The following is a 15232-nucleotide window of genomic DNA, read 5'->3' as shown; positions in this document are numbered from 1 at the left end:
TGCCTTAGCCAACCGCGCGGCGGCTTGGGCGGTTCCCTAACGCGGCGCGGTCGTTCCCGGAGCGGTACGCGCGGCCTTCAGCAATTGCTGGCTTTCGGCGATCTGCGTGATGCCGCGCTTGCCGTTCTCGTCGCGGCCGAGCTGCACCAGCACATCGATGACGCTCGCCGAATAGGCGATGGTGTCGCTGCGTGTCAGGCCGATGCCCGTCTGCATGACCATGAGCGCCAATTGCTCGAGCGCACCGCGCAGGCTGTTCGCGTGAATGGTCGAGAAGCTGCCCGGATGGCCGGTGTTGATGGCGCGCAGGAAACTTACCGATTCCGCGCCGCGCAATTCGCCCAGCACGATCCGGTCGGGGCGCAGACGCAGGGCCGCCTGCAAAAGCTCATTCGCAGTAACCTTCGCTTCGCCCAGTTCGCCCTTTACGGCGACGAGGCCGACGCCGTTCTCTCCCGGCAGGCGCAGTTCGGGCGTATCCTCGACCAGCACCACGCGTTCTTCGCTCGGTATTTCGCCGAGCATCGCGTTAAGGAAGGTCGTCTTCCCGGTCGAAGTACCGCCGGAAATCAGGATCGTTTTGCGCTGCGCGATCGCCGCACGAAGGAATGCGATCGGCTCCGCCTGCGGATCAGGCATCTGCGGGCGCACGGGTTTGCCGAGCGGGCCGGTGTCGTAGGCGTCCAGCGGCAGATCGAGCCTTCGGTGACGCCGGATCGCCATAACCCAGTGCTTGCGCGCCGCCGGCGGTCCGCAGAACTGTACGCGCCCGCCGTCGGGCAAGGTCGCGCCGAGCAGCGGGTGTTCGCGGTTGATCCCTTGGTGACTCACCCGGGCCACCTGTTCGGCAAGGCGCTGTACGAGCCGGTCGGTCACTTCGGGAACGGCGATGCGCCGCATTCCTGCGTGAGCCGCATCCTCGATCCAGACCTCGCCCGGCCGGTTCACGATGATCTCGGTGACCGTGTCGCGCTCCAGCCACGGGCGGAACGGGGCCAAATACGCGTCGAGATAGACGCTGCGTTCTTCGATCGCCGGAAGGTCGGCCGCCTGATCGAGCGCGCCGCCTTCGCTATCGCCGCCGGTCATGCTGGCTGCGAAGCCGCCGCTCAGGGAATGGATGTCGGCGCTCAAACCGGTTGCTTCCTCAGTTCGAAACGGTCGTGAAATCGAGGTCGCGTGCGGTAAAGATGCGGATCGGCTGACCCTGCTTCACCCGCACCGTCGGACCGATCTGTCCGTCGCGCTCGAACGCCGCCGCCGCCGCGCTCTGACCACCGCCAAGCACTACCGAGGTGCCGCCGCTCGCGAGGTTGGAAAGGCCGCCGACGACCGAAAGGAGCAGGGCCGAGCCGAAGCGCTGGAAGAAGTTGCTCTTCACCTTGCCCTGAAGACCGGTCGTGCCGTCGAAACCGATCGCGGGGGACGCGAGATTGACCGACGCACCGTCCGGACGGATCAGGCGCGTCCAGATGACGTAAGCACGCTTTTGCCCGTTCTGGAGACCGGACTGGTACTGCCCGATCAGGCGCGACGAACGCGGGACGAGCACTTTCGTACCATCGAAGCTGCGCACGTCCTTGCTGACCACCGCGCGCACGAAGCCGGGCACGTTGGTGTCGATTGCCGTTTCGAGGATCGCCGGGATCAGCGTGCCTTGCGTCACCGTGGTCGACGGGTTGGTCATGGCCGACGCTTGCGCCGGTGCACCGCCGACGCCGCCGATCCGGCTTGCGAAGCGGCTGACTTCGCTCGTGTCGCTGCCGACGCCGTCGGAATCGCCCATCGCGGCAACCGGCTCTCCGTTGCCGTCAAGCTGCGGCACGGCGGAACTGCTCGCATCGAAGACCATGGCCGGACTGGAGAGACCGTTCGCGCGCGGAGACGGCGCGATCGAGGGATCGCCGATCGGTGCGGGCGGCGAGGAATAGTCGGGCGAAGAGGCCGGTGCGGCGACGGGCTGCGGAGCAGACTCGCCATAGCCGGGCTGTACTTGCGGTTCGCCGATCGGAGCCGGCGCGACAGCGAAATCGCCGGGCGCCTGCTGCGGTGCCTGCGCGCCGACGTTCTCTGCCCCGCCGATGCCTTCGGGTTCGGTCAGCCGTGCAGAATTCATGCTCCACAGCGTTACCGCACCGAGCATAGCAACGATCGCCACGCCGGCCGCAAGGCCGAGGCCGTCGGACTTTGTCTTGCGGTTGGCGACGACCGGATAGGTATTGCGCGAGGCGAGATCGATGATCTCCGCGCTTTGGCCCTCGCGAGGATCGACGTCGTTTGCCGCTTCGCTCTGGTAGCCGGCCTTGGGCAGACGGTTGCTGGTCAGTCGCATCAATTCGCCTCCGCGAAACGACCCGCGTCACGCTCGGCGCGCAATTCGGGTTCCGGCCTGATCGGCCCGGTAAAGGTCAGGGTCGCAGCATCTTCGCCGGACCGCAGGATGATTTGCGAAGGGACGCCGTCGATCACGATGGTATCGCCGCGCACGGTGTAATTGACCGGTCCCTCGACGCCCTTGGCATCGGTGATGAGGATGGCCGGCACGCTGCGCCCTTCCGGCCAGGCGAGGAAGGTCGCTTCCCCGTCGTCATAGGTCTGCACCGGCAGCAGACCCTTGTCGCCCTTCGCCGCCCACGAGAAGTTCAGCGCAGCGGGATCGACCACCGCATAGGGATCCTGAGCCGCGGCGATTTCCTGTGCGCTCGCTTCGCCCGCGGCGGCGGCATATGCTTCGTTCTCCGCCGCGCGCTCGTCTTCCGGATAGACGAACTTCATTACATACATCGCCTGCGCACCCGGATGCGCGACGAGATCGAAGAAATAGGTGCGCCGGTTGGTGATGACGGTCATGTTGGTGGCGGCGCTGGGCAGAAGCGGCTTCACGAACAGAAGGTTCGCGCGCTTGTTCGGCGTCACCTGCCATGCGCTCGAATCGCCGATCGCGACGTTCTCGATCGTCTCGTTCTCGCCGAAAGCGATGGTCGCCTGAATGCGGGCGCGCCCTTCGATCAGCACGACCTCCGACGGATCGTAGATCACTTCGCGCAGCCGCGCGTCCTGCGCAGTTGCCGGGAAGGCCGAGAACGTAGCCGCGACGAAAGCGCCAGCGGCGAAGAGGAAGCGCCGGGGAGAAAGCGCATGGGTCATCGTAAATTCTCCGTGGATCGGGCCGGTGCGGCGCGAAAGCGGCTGCCGATGCCGCTCGCCCGCGAGGGTCCGCTGGAAAGCGCGGCGGTCTGTCCGCCGCCTGAGGATTGGGTGATTACGCGGGTTTCACGCGAAGTGCTGCCGCCGCTCGGTCCGCTGTCGTTTGCGGGCTGGTTCACGGGAACCGCGGATACGTCGATCCGGCGAGAAGCCGCGATTGCCTGGCTGGTGGCAAGCGCCGGGGAAGCGCTGGCTGCCGCTGCCGCCGGGGCGCTGGCCGGCGTAAGCGGGCGGGAATATCCGCTCGATGCCGTGCCGCCGTCGCTATCCTTGCCGCGGGCGAAACCGAAGACCGTCCAGCCGGACACCATCGTGGCGGCGACCTTGATGACCATGACCATAAGCGCGCAGTGGACTGCACCGATCAGGAAGAAGGCGGCTGCAGGATTGAGCTCGATCTGGCCCGGCGTCGCGGTAAGCGAGCCAAGCACCGGCACTGCGAGTTCCAGCATGACTGACCCGCCGACTACCGCGAACAGCGGCGTCAGCGCCAGCATGACGAGACCCTTGAGCCAGCCGACGAACATGCCGCGCGTTCCGTCGAAGATGGCGAGCACGACGAAGATCGGGCCGAGCGCAACGAGCACGGCGAGCGCGATCCGCGCCGTCACCAGCACGCCGACCGTGCCGAGCAGGAGCAGCATCGCTCCCATCCACAGCATGCCTTCGGGCGAGAAGGCGGATACCTCGTTGCCCTCCGCTCCGGCGGGGCCAGCGGCATCCTGCAAGGCGAGGAAGACGAGATCGATCTTGTCGCCGAAGACGCTCGTCGCAGAGCCATCGCCGTCCGACATCATCGTAGCGAGGTAATCGGGCGCGGCGACCGCCAGGTTCCAGACGACGCTCTGGTAAGCGAACCAGCTCGTCGCGAAAGTCAGCGCCAACCCAAGCGTCAGCATCCGCGGCGTCAATGCGCGCACGCCGACCGAGGCGCGGCCGGTCAGGAGCTGGATCGCGAAGATCGCGACATACAGGGTCAGCAATATCGTGAGCGCAGGAAGCAACCCGCCTTCAGCGCCGAACAGGCGTCCGAAGGCGTCGGCGGACATCTCGCCCGCCACGCAGTCGACCGCGCGGAGCGAGGCGGATACGCCCAGCCCTACCTGCTCGAGTGCAGAATCGCAGTTCACGCTCATTCGGCCGCCTCGCGGAATGCGGGCAGAATGTCGTCGCCCATCGGGTCGACCATGCCCGGCCACGCCTGTCCGGTGAGCGAGGGGTACCATTCGGAAGGTTCGTCGCCCACCGCATCGCGCAGCAGGTCGAGCCGCCGGACCGTGCTCTCGCGGCCGGACAGAATGGTCAGCACTTCGGGCGCGTTCGACAAGTCGAGCCGCACGACGACGCTCGCGTCGGGCTGCCGCACGAGGAAGCAGCGGCTATGCGCAGGCAGCGTGCGGATCAGCGCCAGTTCGTGACTGGTAAGGCCGAAGCCGTCGCAATAGTCTTCCGCCCGCGCGCGGCTGTTCGGCATGAACACCATCGTCGCGGTCTGCTCGACCAGCGCGGTGGAAATGCGGCTTTCGAGCGCATCGCGCGCGCTCTGCGTCGCGAAACCGACCAGCGCGTTGCGTTTCCGCAGCGTCTTCAGCCAGTCGCGGATGCGCGCCGCGAAAACCTCGTCGTCGAGCGCCTTCCAGCCCTCGTCGATCAGGATCATGGTCGGATCGCCGTCCAGCCGCTCTTCGATGCGGTGGAACAGATACATCATGACCGGCGTGCGTAGCCGCGGGTTTTCGAGCAGCGCGGTCATGTCGAAACCGAGCGTGCGGTGCGACAGGTCGAGCTTGTCTTCCGCGTTGTCGAACAGCCAACCGTGCTCTCCGCCCTCGCCGGTCGCCGAGCCGATCCAGGCCGACAGGCGGTCCGCCAGGTCGCCGGGCTGCGGCCGCCTTGCACCGGCCAGCAATTCCTTGAAGTGGCGCAGGCGGCGCAGCTTCGGATCGTTGCCGTAGGTCGCATCGACCGCATGGGCGATGATCGCCTGCTCTTCGGGCCCTTCGGCTTTGAGCAGCACCGACAGCCAGTCACGCAGGAACGCGCGGTTGCCAGGGTTGTCGGGCATCGCGAGCGGGTTGAAGCCGGAGGGCGAACCCGCGGTGATCCGGTCGTAGCGCCCGCCGATCCCGCGCACGAACAGCTCCGCACCGCGGTCCTTGTCGAACAGGATCGTACGCGGCTTGAACTTCTGCGCCTGCGCGGCGAGGAAATTCATCACCACGGTCTTACCCGAGCCCGACGGCCCGATGACGGAGAAATTGCCGAGGTCGCCGTGGTGGAAATTGAAGAAGAACGGAGTGGAGCTGGTCGTTTCCAGCAGCGTGACCGCATCGCCCCAGTGATTGCCGCTCGCCTGACCGAGCGCGAAACCATGGAAAGAGCCGAAGCCCGCCATGTTGGCGCTAGAGATCATCGCCTGACGGACGAGATATTGCTCGTTGCCGGGGAACTGTCCCCAGAAGGACGGTTCGAGATTGGTATCTTCACGCACCGCGATTGCGCCGGTATCGGCGAGTGCGGCAGCACAGGCGGCGCAGGCTTCGTCGAGCCGCGCGAGATCGCTTTCTCGCACGAGCACCGACAGGTGGTGATCGCCGAAACCGACCGCGCCGTTGCCCAGAGCATCGCGCGCGGCGAGCATGTCCGCGCGTTCCGCCTGCGCTTCCTCGTCGGCCGAGCGCAGGCGCCGCAGCGACAGGTCGATCCGCTCGCGCGCCGTCTGCCGTTCGCGGGGTGCGTAGCTTTCCGACACGACCATTTCGAACGGCTGGCGCAGCAGCGCGTCCAGCATTCCGGGCGAGGTTGCTTCGGGATAGTCCTTGAGGCCCATGATCGCCGCGAAATCGGGCCGCCCCGCCCCGCGCGTTTCCAGCGCATCGAGGCCAAAGCTGACCCGCCGGTAAGGGATCATGTGTCCGATATCGACCGCATCCGATGGCTTCCTGACCGGACGCATCTCGCCATTGTAGAGCGCGGAAAGCAGCTCCAGCATCTCGCTGTTCACTGCGCCGTTGCCCGTATCGTAATCGCCGAGCAGCTGCGCACCGTATGCCGACAGCGAAGCCACGAGACCCGTCGCCGCCGCTTTCAGCGCACGCACGTCCTTGGGATTGCCTTCGACGTTCTTCTTCCGGTCGCGGGAAAGGAACTTGCCGGTCCGCTCCGCAAAGCCTGCCTTGCCCTTGGCCGGACGGCGGATCAGCGTAATGAACTGGTCGTTGATGAACAGCGGATCCTTGCGCAGCTTGTCCTGCCAGCGCTGGTCGATGTGGCGGCTGAGCGGGTCCGCGAATTCCGATTCCAGCTCGACCGCAACCCGGCGCCGGATCACGTGATGATACATGACGAAACGCGCATCGAGCGTCGAGCGCAGCATCACCTCGCGCGTCGCGGCGTGCGCATTGAGCGCCTCGCTGTCCTCGGTTTCGAACAACAGGCCCGGAACCTGCAGGGCGGTCATCACCGACCCGTCGCGCAGCAGCACGGTATGCTCGTCGATGAGGCTAGCATAAGGCAGCCGGGCGCCCGCGGGCGCTTCCTTGTCGCTCCAGGCGGCGGCTCCGATCCATTTCTTCATGTCAGTGCGGCCCTCCGGGGCGCGGCGGTCTCAGGGCGCATAGCTGTTGCACCCCCACCGCTTGAAGTTCTTGACCCGCGGACACTTGGAAACCTTCGTGATCCACAGGTCGAAAATGCGCGGCTCGCGCAAACAGGCGAAATAGCCGATCACGTGGAAGATCAGCATGGCCGGCAGTGCCCAGAAGCTGCCGGTAATCAGGAAAAGCTCGGTCGTCAGCGCGAAATTGATGATGAAGTAATTGTAGGTCACGCCCGCGAACATCTGCGGGCGCGTCAATGCGCGGTGAACGGGATGGCGGGTCAGTTCCATGAACGCCTCAGCCTGCCGCCCCCTGGATGCCCGCCACGATCGAAGCCGATCCGAACAGGATGAAACAGCCGATGATGACGGTCGCGCCGAAACGCCAGTTCATCCGGCCGGTCAGCATCATGAAACCGACCGCGGCCACCGCCATGACGGCGACAGCCGTCGCCACGTTGCCGAGCAGCGTGCCCTGGAGCCAGCCGAGCGCGGCGACGATCGGGCCGGAGCCCTGCGGATCGGCGGCCTGCTGCGCCAGCGCGGCAGTCGGCGACAGGAAGAAAGCAAGTACGCCGAATTTGGCTGCCAAGCTTTGGGTAAAACGCATCGAAAAACTACTCCTGCGATAAACTGTTGGCATAGGCGAGCCGGCCCATGATGGATGCCACGTAATGCTCGGTCTCGCGAATGCGCGGAACGCCGTTCGCCCTCGCCACGCGCTCCGGTCCGGCGTTGTAGGCCGCCAGCGCCTTTTCGAGGTCGCCGCCGAAACGGTTGAGCTGTATCCGTAGATACCGCGCCCCGCCTTCGAGGTTCGCGAACGGATCGCGGGCATCGACGCCCATGTCGCGCGCGGTGCCGGGCATCAACTGCGCAAGCCCCTGCGCTCCCTTGTGCGAGCGCGCATCGTGCCGCCAGCGGCTTTCCTGCCAGACCAAGGCCTCGATCAGGGCCGGGCTGAGGTCGTAGCGTTCTGCGAGCTCGTTCACCTTGTCGGCGTATTCGGCGGGCGGAGCGATGGAAAGGCGGGCATTGGTTAGCTGGGCGGTCGTGATCGTCGCGGGAGAGCCGGAAGCGGACTGCACAGCCGCGACCGCTTTCGGGCCCGCCACCCAGCGCGCACCGTCGGTCTCGATCTGCAATACATCCGCCCGGACCATCTGCCCGGACATTGCGAAAGCGGCAACAAGGCCAACTTTCGCCAGTCCGCGATAACTCATGAACCCTCCGTTCGATCCCGATGTACACCTTTTATGGCATCGAGGTGACAAGATGGTTAACAATTTCAATCGGCGAGACGGAAAAAAAGAACGGCCTGCCGGTCGTGAAACCGAAAGGCCGCGGGTTAGCAAGGGGTTGGACGAGCGCTTACCGTCACTCGTCCTTATGGAATTAAGATAGCGGGGACGGCGGTTCTAGCGTGAACTTGCCATCTGCGGAGCGAAGTCGCCGCGGTCCAGTTTGCGCAGGGCCGTCTTCGCCAGCACGCGCGAATCGGTCCATTCGCCGGTTGAGGTTTCGAGCTGCAGGCGCGCATCGCTTCGCATGGCGGCGTCGAAATATTCGCGCGCCTGTTCGTCTTCGCCCTCGCGCGCGTGCGCGATACCTAGATTGATGAGCCGTGCCGGATCGGATGCGTCGAGCGCGTCGTTGGCCTCGATCCGGTCGATCGCGACTTCGTTCATTCCGGCGGTCAGTTCCGTGTACGCTACGTCGTTCTCGGGCGCGACATCGGGAACGGTAACGACGGCTTGGCCGGAAGCGACCAGCGCAGCAGCAAGAATGAGACTCATGGCAACTCTCCGATTATGTTTATGACAGTAATATTACATATATGACAGTTCGTTGCAACAAATCTGTAATATTGTCTTTGTTCGGTCATGCGTAACGGCGAGATGCGTCGCCCGAGCGGCGCTCGAAAAAGCGCTACGACTTCCGCCATTCCGGCGCGTTAAAGCGGCGTTCAGGCGCGCGTTTTCCAGCGGCACCGGTGGATAAATTCCGCCGCGCTCTGCAAATAAAGCGTCACGATACGCGCCTATTTATCCCCTCGGCGGCGCCAACGTCGCAGCAGACAGATTCTCGACAATTCTGGCACATCATAAGGGGGGAATTTTTCCCGTGACATTCACCACACGTTCGCTTCTCATCGGTTGTAGCGCGCTTGCCTTGGCAGGCTGCGGCGCAGACGAAATTGTCTCGCCCGGAACCGGCGGCAACATCACGATCAACAACCCCGCTCCGGCCCCGGCGCCCTCGCCCGCTCCGGCACCCACGCCTGCACCGACGGTTACCGCGGCGGACGGCTGCCCGACCATTTCGAACCCGACCGCGCTGACGGACAACGGCACGATTTCCGGCCCGACCGGAACCTATCGCCGCTGCACCCTGCCCGCGCGCTTCACCGCCTCGACCTCGCTCCCTTACATCCAGGGCGTGCTGTACGAGATCAACGGCGAGGTCGCAGTCGGCACCGACGGCGGCCCGGCTGCCGACGCCAGCGACGGCCTCAGCGATACCGACGTGACGCTGACCATCGCGCCGGGCGTGATCCTGGTTTCGAGCGGCTCGTCCTACCTCCTCGTCAACCGCGGTAACGAGCTTCAGGCGAACGGCACGGCCGAACGCCCGATCATCTTCACCAGCCTCGACAATGCACGCGGCTTCAACTCCAGCGTGAATGCGTCGGGCCAGTGGGGCGGCGTCGTTCTTAACGGCCGCGCTCCGGTAACGGACTGCATCGCCGGCGGCGCTGCAACCGGAACGGTCCAGTGCGAGCGCGAAGTCGAAGGCACGCTGACCCGTCCGCGCTACGGCGGCGCGACGCCGGGCGACAGCTCTGGCTCGCTGCAATATGTCCAGATCCGCTACTCGGGCTTCATCGTGGCCGACGGCGACGAACTCCAGGCGCTGACCACCGGCGGCATCGGCAGCGGCACGACCCTCAACCACATCATGAGCTACAACAGCTCGGATGACGGCATGGAGTTCTTCGGAGGCGTCAACCGCGCGAAATACCTCATCTCGGTGGGAGCGGAAGACGACAGCTTCGACGTCGATACCGGCGCGCAGGCCTACTTCCAGTACGTCATCGCCGCCCAGCGCGATTTCGGCGAGACCGATACGATCATCGAGCTCGACGATAACAACGACCTCTACAACGACACGCCGCGGTCCTACCTGGCACTGTCGAACGGGACGTTCATCCACCGCGCATCCTCTGCCGGTCGGGCGATCCGCCTGCGCGGAGAAGCCGATGCGACGATCATGAACTCGGTCCTGGTCGGTTCGGCGGCTCCGTGTCTGCAGTTCGACCTGCTCGACACAATCAATGCAGCCGAAGGTTCGCAGCCGGGCGAGCGCGGACCGCTCGAGTTCCAGTCGGTCGTGCTCGACTGCACCACCGACACGCGTTCGGGTTCGGGTGTCTCGGCGGATCAGGCGCTCGCGGCCTTCACCGGCGGCGGCAGCAACAACAACGCCAACTTCACCACCACGCTGACCATGACCTTCATCAACGGCAGCAACGAAAGCGGCGTCGCCGTTTTCAACCCGACCGCGATCTCCAGCTTCTTCGACAATCCGGCGCAGATCGGTGCGGCATACGAAGGCAACGCAAGCTGGGTGAACGGCTGGACCTGCAACTCTTCCACGCTCTCTTTCGGAAGCGGCAACACCGGCAATTGCTCGTCGCTGCCTGTCTATCCAAGCTGATTTGCAGAGAAGATACCGGGGGCCGTTCGCAACTTCGCGACCGGTCCCCGATTTCTTATGAATTTCTCCCGCCGGCCGCGCACCTGCATCGATCAGGTTAGGCGCGGCGCAGGCGAGTTTACGAACCGCGACCTAGTTAGGGGACCGCCATCATGATTACCGGAAAGCAGTTTGCAGGCTTGCTGCTGCTCTCGACCGCGCTCACCGTTCCATCTGCCGCCTTTGCGCAAGGAACGACCGGACAGCCCAGCACCGGCGCGGAAGGCCCGCCGCCCGAAGAAGGCGGCGATGAAAACCTGCTCGAAGAGGTCACAGGCGTCGACAATACCGAGGCGCAGGACGCTGCCGAGGCTTCGGGCGATCCGGTCGGGCAGGAAACTGGTGGCGAAACCGGCGAGGACTTCGGCGAGCAGCCCGAGATCTCCATCCCCGGCGGGAACGAGATCGTCGTCACCGGCCGCCGCCGCATCGACGCGACGCGCAGTTCGAGCCAGGTCATTTCCGTCCTGTCGAGCGAGCAGATCGCGCGCACCGGCGAAGGCGACATCGCGGGCGCGCTCGGCCGCGTCACCGGCCTGTCAGTCGTCGGCAACGGCTTCGTTTATGTCCGCGGCCTTGGCGACCGCTATTCGCTGGCGCTGCTGAACGGCTTGCCGCTGCCCTCGCCGCAGCCGCTGTCGCGCGTGGTTCCGCTCGACATCTTCCCGACGAACATCGTCGCATCCAGTCTCGTGCAGAAGACCTATTCCGCCAACTTCCCCGGCGAGTTCGGCGGCGGCGTCATCAATCTGACGACGCAGGCCATTCCCGACGAGTCCTTCTTCAAGGTCAGCGCGGGCATCTCCGGCGACACCGAAACGACGTTCCAGAACGGTCTCAGCTACTACGGCTCGGACTACGACTGGTTCGGCTTCGACGACGGGCGCCGCGATGCGCCGCCCGCGCTGCAATCGTTCTTCGATAGCCGCCAGTCGCTCAACACGCTGGAACTGGCGGACCGGCAGGCGATCCTCAAACAGCTCAACCAGCCGAACCAGACCCTGCTGCAAGGCATCGGCGAATTGCCAGCGAATTTCTCCGCCGGGTTCTCCGCCGGAACCTCGTTCGACGTGTTCAGCGACGGGCAGTTCGGCGTCATCGCCACCGCCGGCCTCAGCAACAAGTGGCGCAACCGTTTCGCGCGGCGCGAGCGTATCTTCTCGACCGACACGGTGCGCTTCACCTCGGACGACGTAATTACCGACAACCGCATCCTGCTTAACGGGCTGCTCGGTTTCGGCCTCGAAGTCGGCGAGCACAAGTTCCGCCTCACCAACCTGTTCATTCGCGACTCGCTGAAGCAGGCGCAACTCGGCGATATCGAGCAGCAGAACCCCGACGATATCGACATCCTGCAGCAGGATACCGCGTGGTTCGAGCGGCAGCTGCTCGACACGCAGTTCGTCGGCGAGCTCGATTTCGGCGACCTCACCGTCGATACCCGCCTCGGCTACGCGCAGACGCAGCGCGAAGCGCCCTACGAGTTCGGCTTCCGCTATGTTCGCACCAACCTGCCGAACGATCCCTTCGGCGACCTCTATTCCAACCGCCTGACGGGCGGCAACCGCGGCAGCGCGAACGTCGTCTTCTCCGACCTAACAGAGGATCTCTACTACGGCGGGATCGACGTCAGCTACCCGATCACGAACGATATTCGCGCCACCATCGGCTATGCCTACACCGACACGACCCGCGATTCCGTGCGGCGCGAGTTCGACATCCGCGGACCGCTGCCCGACGAGGTCGGCCTGTTCCGCCCGGACTATCTGCTCGGCTCGGCAGTGGTCGATTTCTACGGCCTTGACCTCATCGAGTTCAACGATTTCAGCGCCCGCTTTCGCGCCGACCTCGAAATTCACGGCGGCTACGGCAAGCTCAATATCGAGCCAGTGCTCGGCCTCAGCTTCGATGTCGGCGTCCGCTACGAGGACGCGGTGCAGACCGTCACCCCGATCGCGGTGATCGAGGGGCAGACGAGCCTGCTCGGCGCGACGGCGCTCAACAACGACTACTGGCTGCCAGCAGCGACCGCGACCTACGAGATCACCGACGACCTGCAGGTCCGCGCCCATGTTTCGCGCACGGTTGCCCGGCCGCAGTTCCGCGAGCTGATCTTCCAGTCCTACACCGATCCCGAGACCGACCGCGCCTTCATCGGCAACCCGGCCCTCGTCGACAGCGAACTCCTGAACGCCGAAATGCGCCTCGAATACTATCTCGGCGGCGGCAACCGGGTATCGGCGGCGGGCTTCTACAAGAAGATCGACAAGCCGATCGAACCTTACGTGCAGTTCAGTTCCAACGCGGCAGAGCTCGTGCGCTTCGCCAATGCACCCGAAGCCACGCTGTGGGGCGGCGAGATCGAGGCGCAGTACAACTACGACCTCTACGATCTGGGCGGACTGTTCGAAACCAAGCAGGCGATCCTCGTCGCCAACTACACTTACACGAACTCGGAAATCTCGGTCGGCGAAGGCGATACCATCACCACCTTCTCTCCCGCAGGACCGATTACCGAGAACGCGCAGAACTTCTTCGTCGACGGACGGCCGCTGGTCGGCCAGTCGGATCACCTGGTGAACCTGCAACTGGGTCTCGAGGATACCGAGCGGCTGCAGCAGCTTACCTTCCTCGTCACCTATGCGAGCGAGCGCGTTTTGCAGCGCGGTGCGAGCGGCGCTCCCGACGTGATCGAGGACCCTGGTATCCGCCTCGACCTCGTCGCGCGGCAAGGTTTCGAACTCGCCGGCAAGGAGATCGAGCTGAAGCTGGAAGCGCGGAATATCCTCGGTGAGAACCACGAGGAATTCCAGCAGACCGCCGACCAACGCTACGAGTTCTTCACCTACGACATCGGGCAAAGCTTTTCCGCCTCGGTCTCGGTCGAGTTCTGATCCCTGCCTATATCGGCAGGCCGGCGCGCAGAAAGCCGCGCACCGGGCTTGCCGAAACGGACTTGCGCAGTAGAACCGCTGCGCATGGAAGAGCATACTGCGCCGGAATATGTGCCAACGCGGCGGGTAACGTCGTTCGACGTCGCCGATCATGCGGGCGTCAGCCAGTCGACCGTATCGCGGGCGCTGTCGGGATCTGCCGTCATTACCGAGGCGACCCGTCAGCGGGTACTCGATGCCGCGCGCGAACTCGGATATTTCGTGGACGAGCGCGCCGCCCGCCTGCGCCGCGGCCATTCGGGCACCCTCGCGGTCGTCGTCATCCAGCGTCCGCGCGATACCGCCGGCACGATCAACCCGTTTTACTACACGCTACTCGGCTCGGTCTGCGAGGCAGCCTCCGCGCGCGGGTTCGAGACGCTCGTCTCCTTCCAGCGCGAGCCGGAGCAGTTCTTCTCGCATTACGTCGAGCGCGGGCAGGCCGAGGGCATGCTCGTCATGGGGTCGAGCTCCAACCGCGAGGCATGGGAGTTCTTCTGCGAGAACGACCGCGGGGACGGGCGTGCGGCCTATTGGGGTTCGCCCTTCGACCAGCTCGGCTGGGTGCGCTCGGACAACCAGTTGGGCGGTACGCTCGCGGCGGAGCGGCTGCTGGAGCGCGGCTGCAAGCGCCTTGCTTTCCTCGGCTCGGAAACCTCGCACCAAGCGCAGTTCGCCGAACGCTGCGCAGGCTTTCGAACGAAAGCGAACGAAGCCGGCGTCGACATCAGCGTAATCGAGATCGACGAGCGCATGAACCGCGAGGACCAAGGCGCGCACGCCATTGCGCGGTTTCTAAGCGAAAATGGCGAAGACGCGCTCCCCGATGGCATCTTCGCCGCCTGCGATTCGCTTGCGCTAGGCGCGCTCGACCTGCTGGCCGAACGCGGCATTCCGGTGCCGGAGCGCACTGCCTTCGTCGGCTTCGACGGAGTATCGGCGGGGCTTCATTCGCATCCCCCGCTCACCACGATTGCGCCCGATTTTGCGAGCGCGGGCAGGGCGCTGATCGACACGGTTTTATCGCACGACGACCCGGCCCGAACCCGGCGCGTGCCCGTCGAACTGATCGCCCGCTCCAGCGGATAGGAAGGGACAGGCCGAAGCCTGCCCCGCCCCCCCCGTTTCAGAATTCGCCGGCTACGCCTGCGCGCACGGCTGTATTCTTGCCGCCGGCATAGGAGACGCCGGCAGTAATGGCAAAATCGCCGTCCATCCGATGCGTCACGCCTGCCGACACGCCGACTTCGCCGGGGAAATAGGCAACGTTGGAGGCATAGCTGGTCTTGCCCACCTCGCTCGGAAAGTGCGGCTGCGCCATCGCGGCGACCGCCGCAATGCCCTGACGCGTATCAGTGCGCATCGTGTCGGTGAGGTCGAAGAGTGTGGTAATGTCGCCTTCGATACCGTCGACCCGGCCAGTCAGCGCAGCGAACTGCGCGTCGGTGACGGCGGCGATGTTGTCCATGGCAAGGCGGACGTTGTCGACCTGCGCCGCGGTAGCGATGGCGGTGGTGCCGAGCGTACCGGTGCTGTCGACCGTTACCGCCTGAACGTTGCCCGACTGCGCGGCGGTCGATGCGGCGATGTCGCCGATCCGCACCGAAGAGCCGGTACCGCCGAGCGTGACCTGGTTCGCGGCAGTGGTGGTGGCGTTCGCGCCGATTGCGGTAGAAGAGGTTTGGCTGGCAGATGCACTGGTGCCGATGGCAACCGCGCCGATACCCGAAGCCGATGC

Annotated in this window: 13 protein-coding genes; 3 read left to right on the top strand and 10 right to left on the bottom strand. The window is 65.1% G+C overall.

The features are described 5' to 3' along the window. Positions 1 to 36: 36 nt before the first annotated feature. The 9 genes from virB11 to HUV48_RS00025 form a co-directional block, all read right to left on the bottom strand. On the bottom strand, positions 37 to 1134 hold the full coding sequence (gene virB11, locus HUV48_RS00065; protein ID WP_404799904.1) for a P-type DNA transfer ATPase VirB11: 1098 nt from the start codon (positions 1132 to 1134) through the stop codon (positions 37 to 39). 13 nt (positions 1135 to 1147) lie between these two features. After that, positions 1148 to 2332 carry a TrbI/VirB10 family protein gene (locus HUV48_RS00060; protein ID WP_176265755.1) on the bottom strand — a complete coding sequence of 395 codons (1185 nt, stop codon included), beginning with the start codon at positions 2330 to 2332 and terminating at the stop codon, positions 1148 to 1150. After that, positions 2332 to 3147: a TrbG/VirB9 family P-type conjugative transfer protein gene (locus HUV48_RS00055; protein ID WP_176265754.1), complete on the bottom strand. Its 816-nt coding sequence runs from the start codon at positions 3145 to 3147 to the stop codon at positions 2332 to 2334. Before HUV48_RS00055 ends, HUV48_RS00060 begins: the two co-directional genes overlap by 1 nt. Further along, positions 3144 to 4343 carry a TrbL/VirB6 family protein gene (locus tag HUV48_RS00050; protein WP_176265753.1) on the bottom strand — a complete coding sequence of 400 codons (1200 nt, stop codon included), beginning with the start codon at positions 4341 to 4343 and terminating at the stop codon, positions 3144 to 3146. The genes HUV48_RS00055 and HUV48_RS00050 overlap by 4 nt, the downstream gene beginning before the upstream one ends. Next, positions 4340 to 6784, bottom strand: coding sequence for a VirB4 family type IV secretion/conjugal transfer ATPase (locus HUV48_RS00045; protein ID WP_176265752.1), 2445 nt, complete (start codon positions 6782 to 6784; stop codon positions 4340 to 4342). Before HUV48_RS00045 ends, HUV48_RS00050 begins: the two co-directional genes overlap by 4 nt. A 30-nt stretch (positions 6785 to 6814) precedes the next feature. Next, the gene (locus HUV48_RS00040; protein WP_176265751.1) at positions 6815 to 7096 is read right to left on the bottom strand and encodes a VirB3 family type IV secretion system protein; all 282 of its coding nucleotides are present in this window, start codon (positions 7094 to 7096) and stop codon (positions 6815 to 6817) included. 7 nt (positions 7097 to 7103) lie between these two features. Next, the gene (locus HUV48_RS00035; protein WP_176265750.1) at positions 7104 to 7415 is read right to left on the bottom strand and encodes a TrbC/VirB2 family type IV secretion system protein; all 312 of its coding nucleotides are present in this window, start codon (positions 7413 to 7415) and stop codon (positions 7104 to 7106) included. A 7-nt stretch (positions 7416 to 7422) separates the two neighbouring features. Then, positions 7423 to 8028, bottom strand: a complete 606-nt coding sequence (locus HUV48_RS00030; protein ID WP_225871460.1) for a lytic transglycosylase domain-containing protein — start codon at positions 8026 to 8028, stop codon at positions 7423 to 7425. Between the two features lie 195 nt (positions 8029 to 8223). Further along, a complete protein-coding gene (locus HUV48_RS00025; RefSeq protein WP_176265749.1) occupies positions 8224 to 8601 on the bottom strand; it encodes a hypothetical protein in 378 nt (125 codons plus the stop codon). 328 nt (positions 8602 to 8929) lie between these two features. On the opposite strand from HUV48_RS00025, the gene HUV48_RS00020 reads away from it, so the two are divergent. From HUV48_RS00020 to HUV48_RS00010, 3 genes are all read left to right on the top strand, one after another. After that, positions 8930 to 10522, top strand: coding sequence for a beta-helix domain-containing protein (locus tag HUV48_RS00020; RefSeq protein ID WP_176265748.1), 1593 nt, complete (start codon positions 8930 to 8932; stop codon positions 10520 to 10522). Between the two features lie 152 nt (positions 10523 to 10674). Continuing rightward, positions 10675 to 13455, top strand: a complete 2781-nt coding sequence (locus HUV48_RS00015; protein ID WP_176265747.1) for a TonB-dependent receptor domain-containing protein — start codon at positions 10675 to 10677, stop codon at positions 13453 to 13455. An 84-nt stretch (positions 13456 to 13539) separates the two neighbouring features. Continuing rightward, the gene (locus HUV48_RS00010) at positions 13540 to 14583 is read left to right on the top strand and encodes a LacI family DNA-binding transcriptional regulator (protein WP_176265746.1); all 1044 of its coding nucleotides are present in this window, start codon (positions 13540 to 13542) and stop codon (positions 14581 to 14583) included. Positions 14584 to 14620: 37 nt separating this feature from the next. Here HUV48_RS00010 and HUV48_RS00005 read toward each other — a convergent pair. Further along, a partial coding sequence (locus tag HUV48_RS00005; protein ID WP_176265745.1) for a YadA-like family protein occupies positions 14621 to 15232 on the bottom strand: 612 nt, incomplete at its 5' end.

Origin of the sequence: Qipengyuania atrilutea (assembly GCF_013370205.1) — a bacterium.
Lineage (GTDB): Bacteria > Pseudomonadota > Alphaproteobacteria > Sphingomonadales > Sphingomonadaceae > Actirhodobacter > Actirhodobacter atriluteus.
This window is presented reverse-complemented; position numbering and strand designations above follow the sequence as displayed.

Bases quoted from the DNA above. Each gene is read 5' to 3' on its own strand.
- HUV48_RS00060 (WP_176265755.1), bottom strand. From the start codon at position 2,332: ATGCGACTGACCAGCAACCGTCTGCCCAAGGCCGGCTACCAGAGCGAA.
- HUV48_RS00055 (WP_176265754.1), bottom strand. From the start codon at position 3,147: ATGACCCATGCGCTTTCTCCCCGGCGCTTCCTCTTCGCCGCTGGCGCT.
- HUV48_RS00050 (WP_176265753.1), bottom strand. From the start codon at position 4,343: ATGAGCGTGAACTGCGATTCTGCACTCGAGCAGGTAGGGCTGGGCGTA.
- HUV48_RS00045 (WP_176265752.1), bottom strand. From the start codon at position 6,784: ATGAAGAAATGGATCGGAGCCGCCGCCTGGAGCGACAAGGAAGCGCCC.
- HUV48_RS00040 (WP_176265751.1), bottom strand. From the start codon at position 7,096: ATGGAACTGACCCGCCATCCCGTTCACCGCGCATTGACGCGCCCGCAG.
- HUV48_RS00035 (WP_176265750.1), bottom strand. From the start codon at position 7,415: ATGCGTTTTACCCAAAGCTTGGCAGCCAAATTCGGCGTACTTGCTTTC.
- HUV48_RS00030 (WP_225871460.1), bottom strand. From the start codon at position 8,028: ATGAGTTATCGCGGACTGGCGAAAGTTGGCCTTGTTGCCGCTTTCGCA.
- HUV48_RS00025 (WP_176265749.1), bottom strand. From the start codon at position 8,601: ATGAGTCTCATTCTTGCTGCTGCGCTGGTCGCTTCCGGCCAAGCCGTC.
- HUV48_RS00015 (WP_176265747.1), top strand. From the start codon at position 10,675: ATGATTACCGGAAAGCAGTTTGCAGGCTTGCTGCTGCTCTCGACCGCG.
- HUV48_RS00010 (WP_176265746.1), top strand. From the start codon at position 13,540: ATGGAAGAGCATACTGCGCCGGAATATGTGCCAACGCGGCGGGTAACG.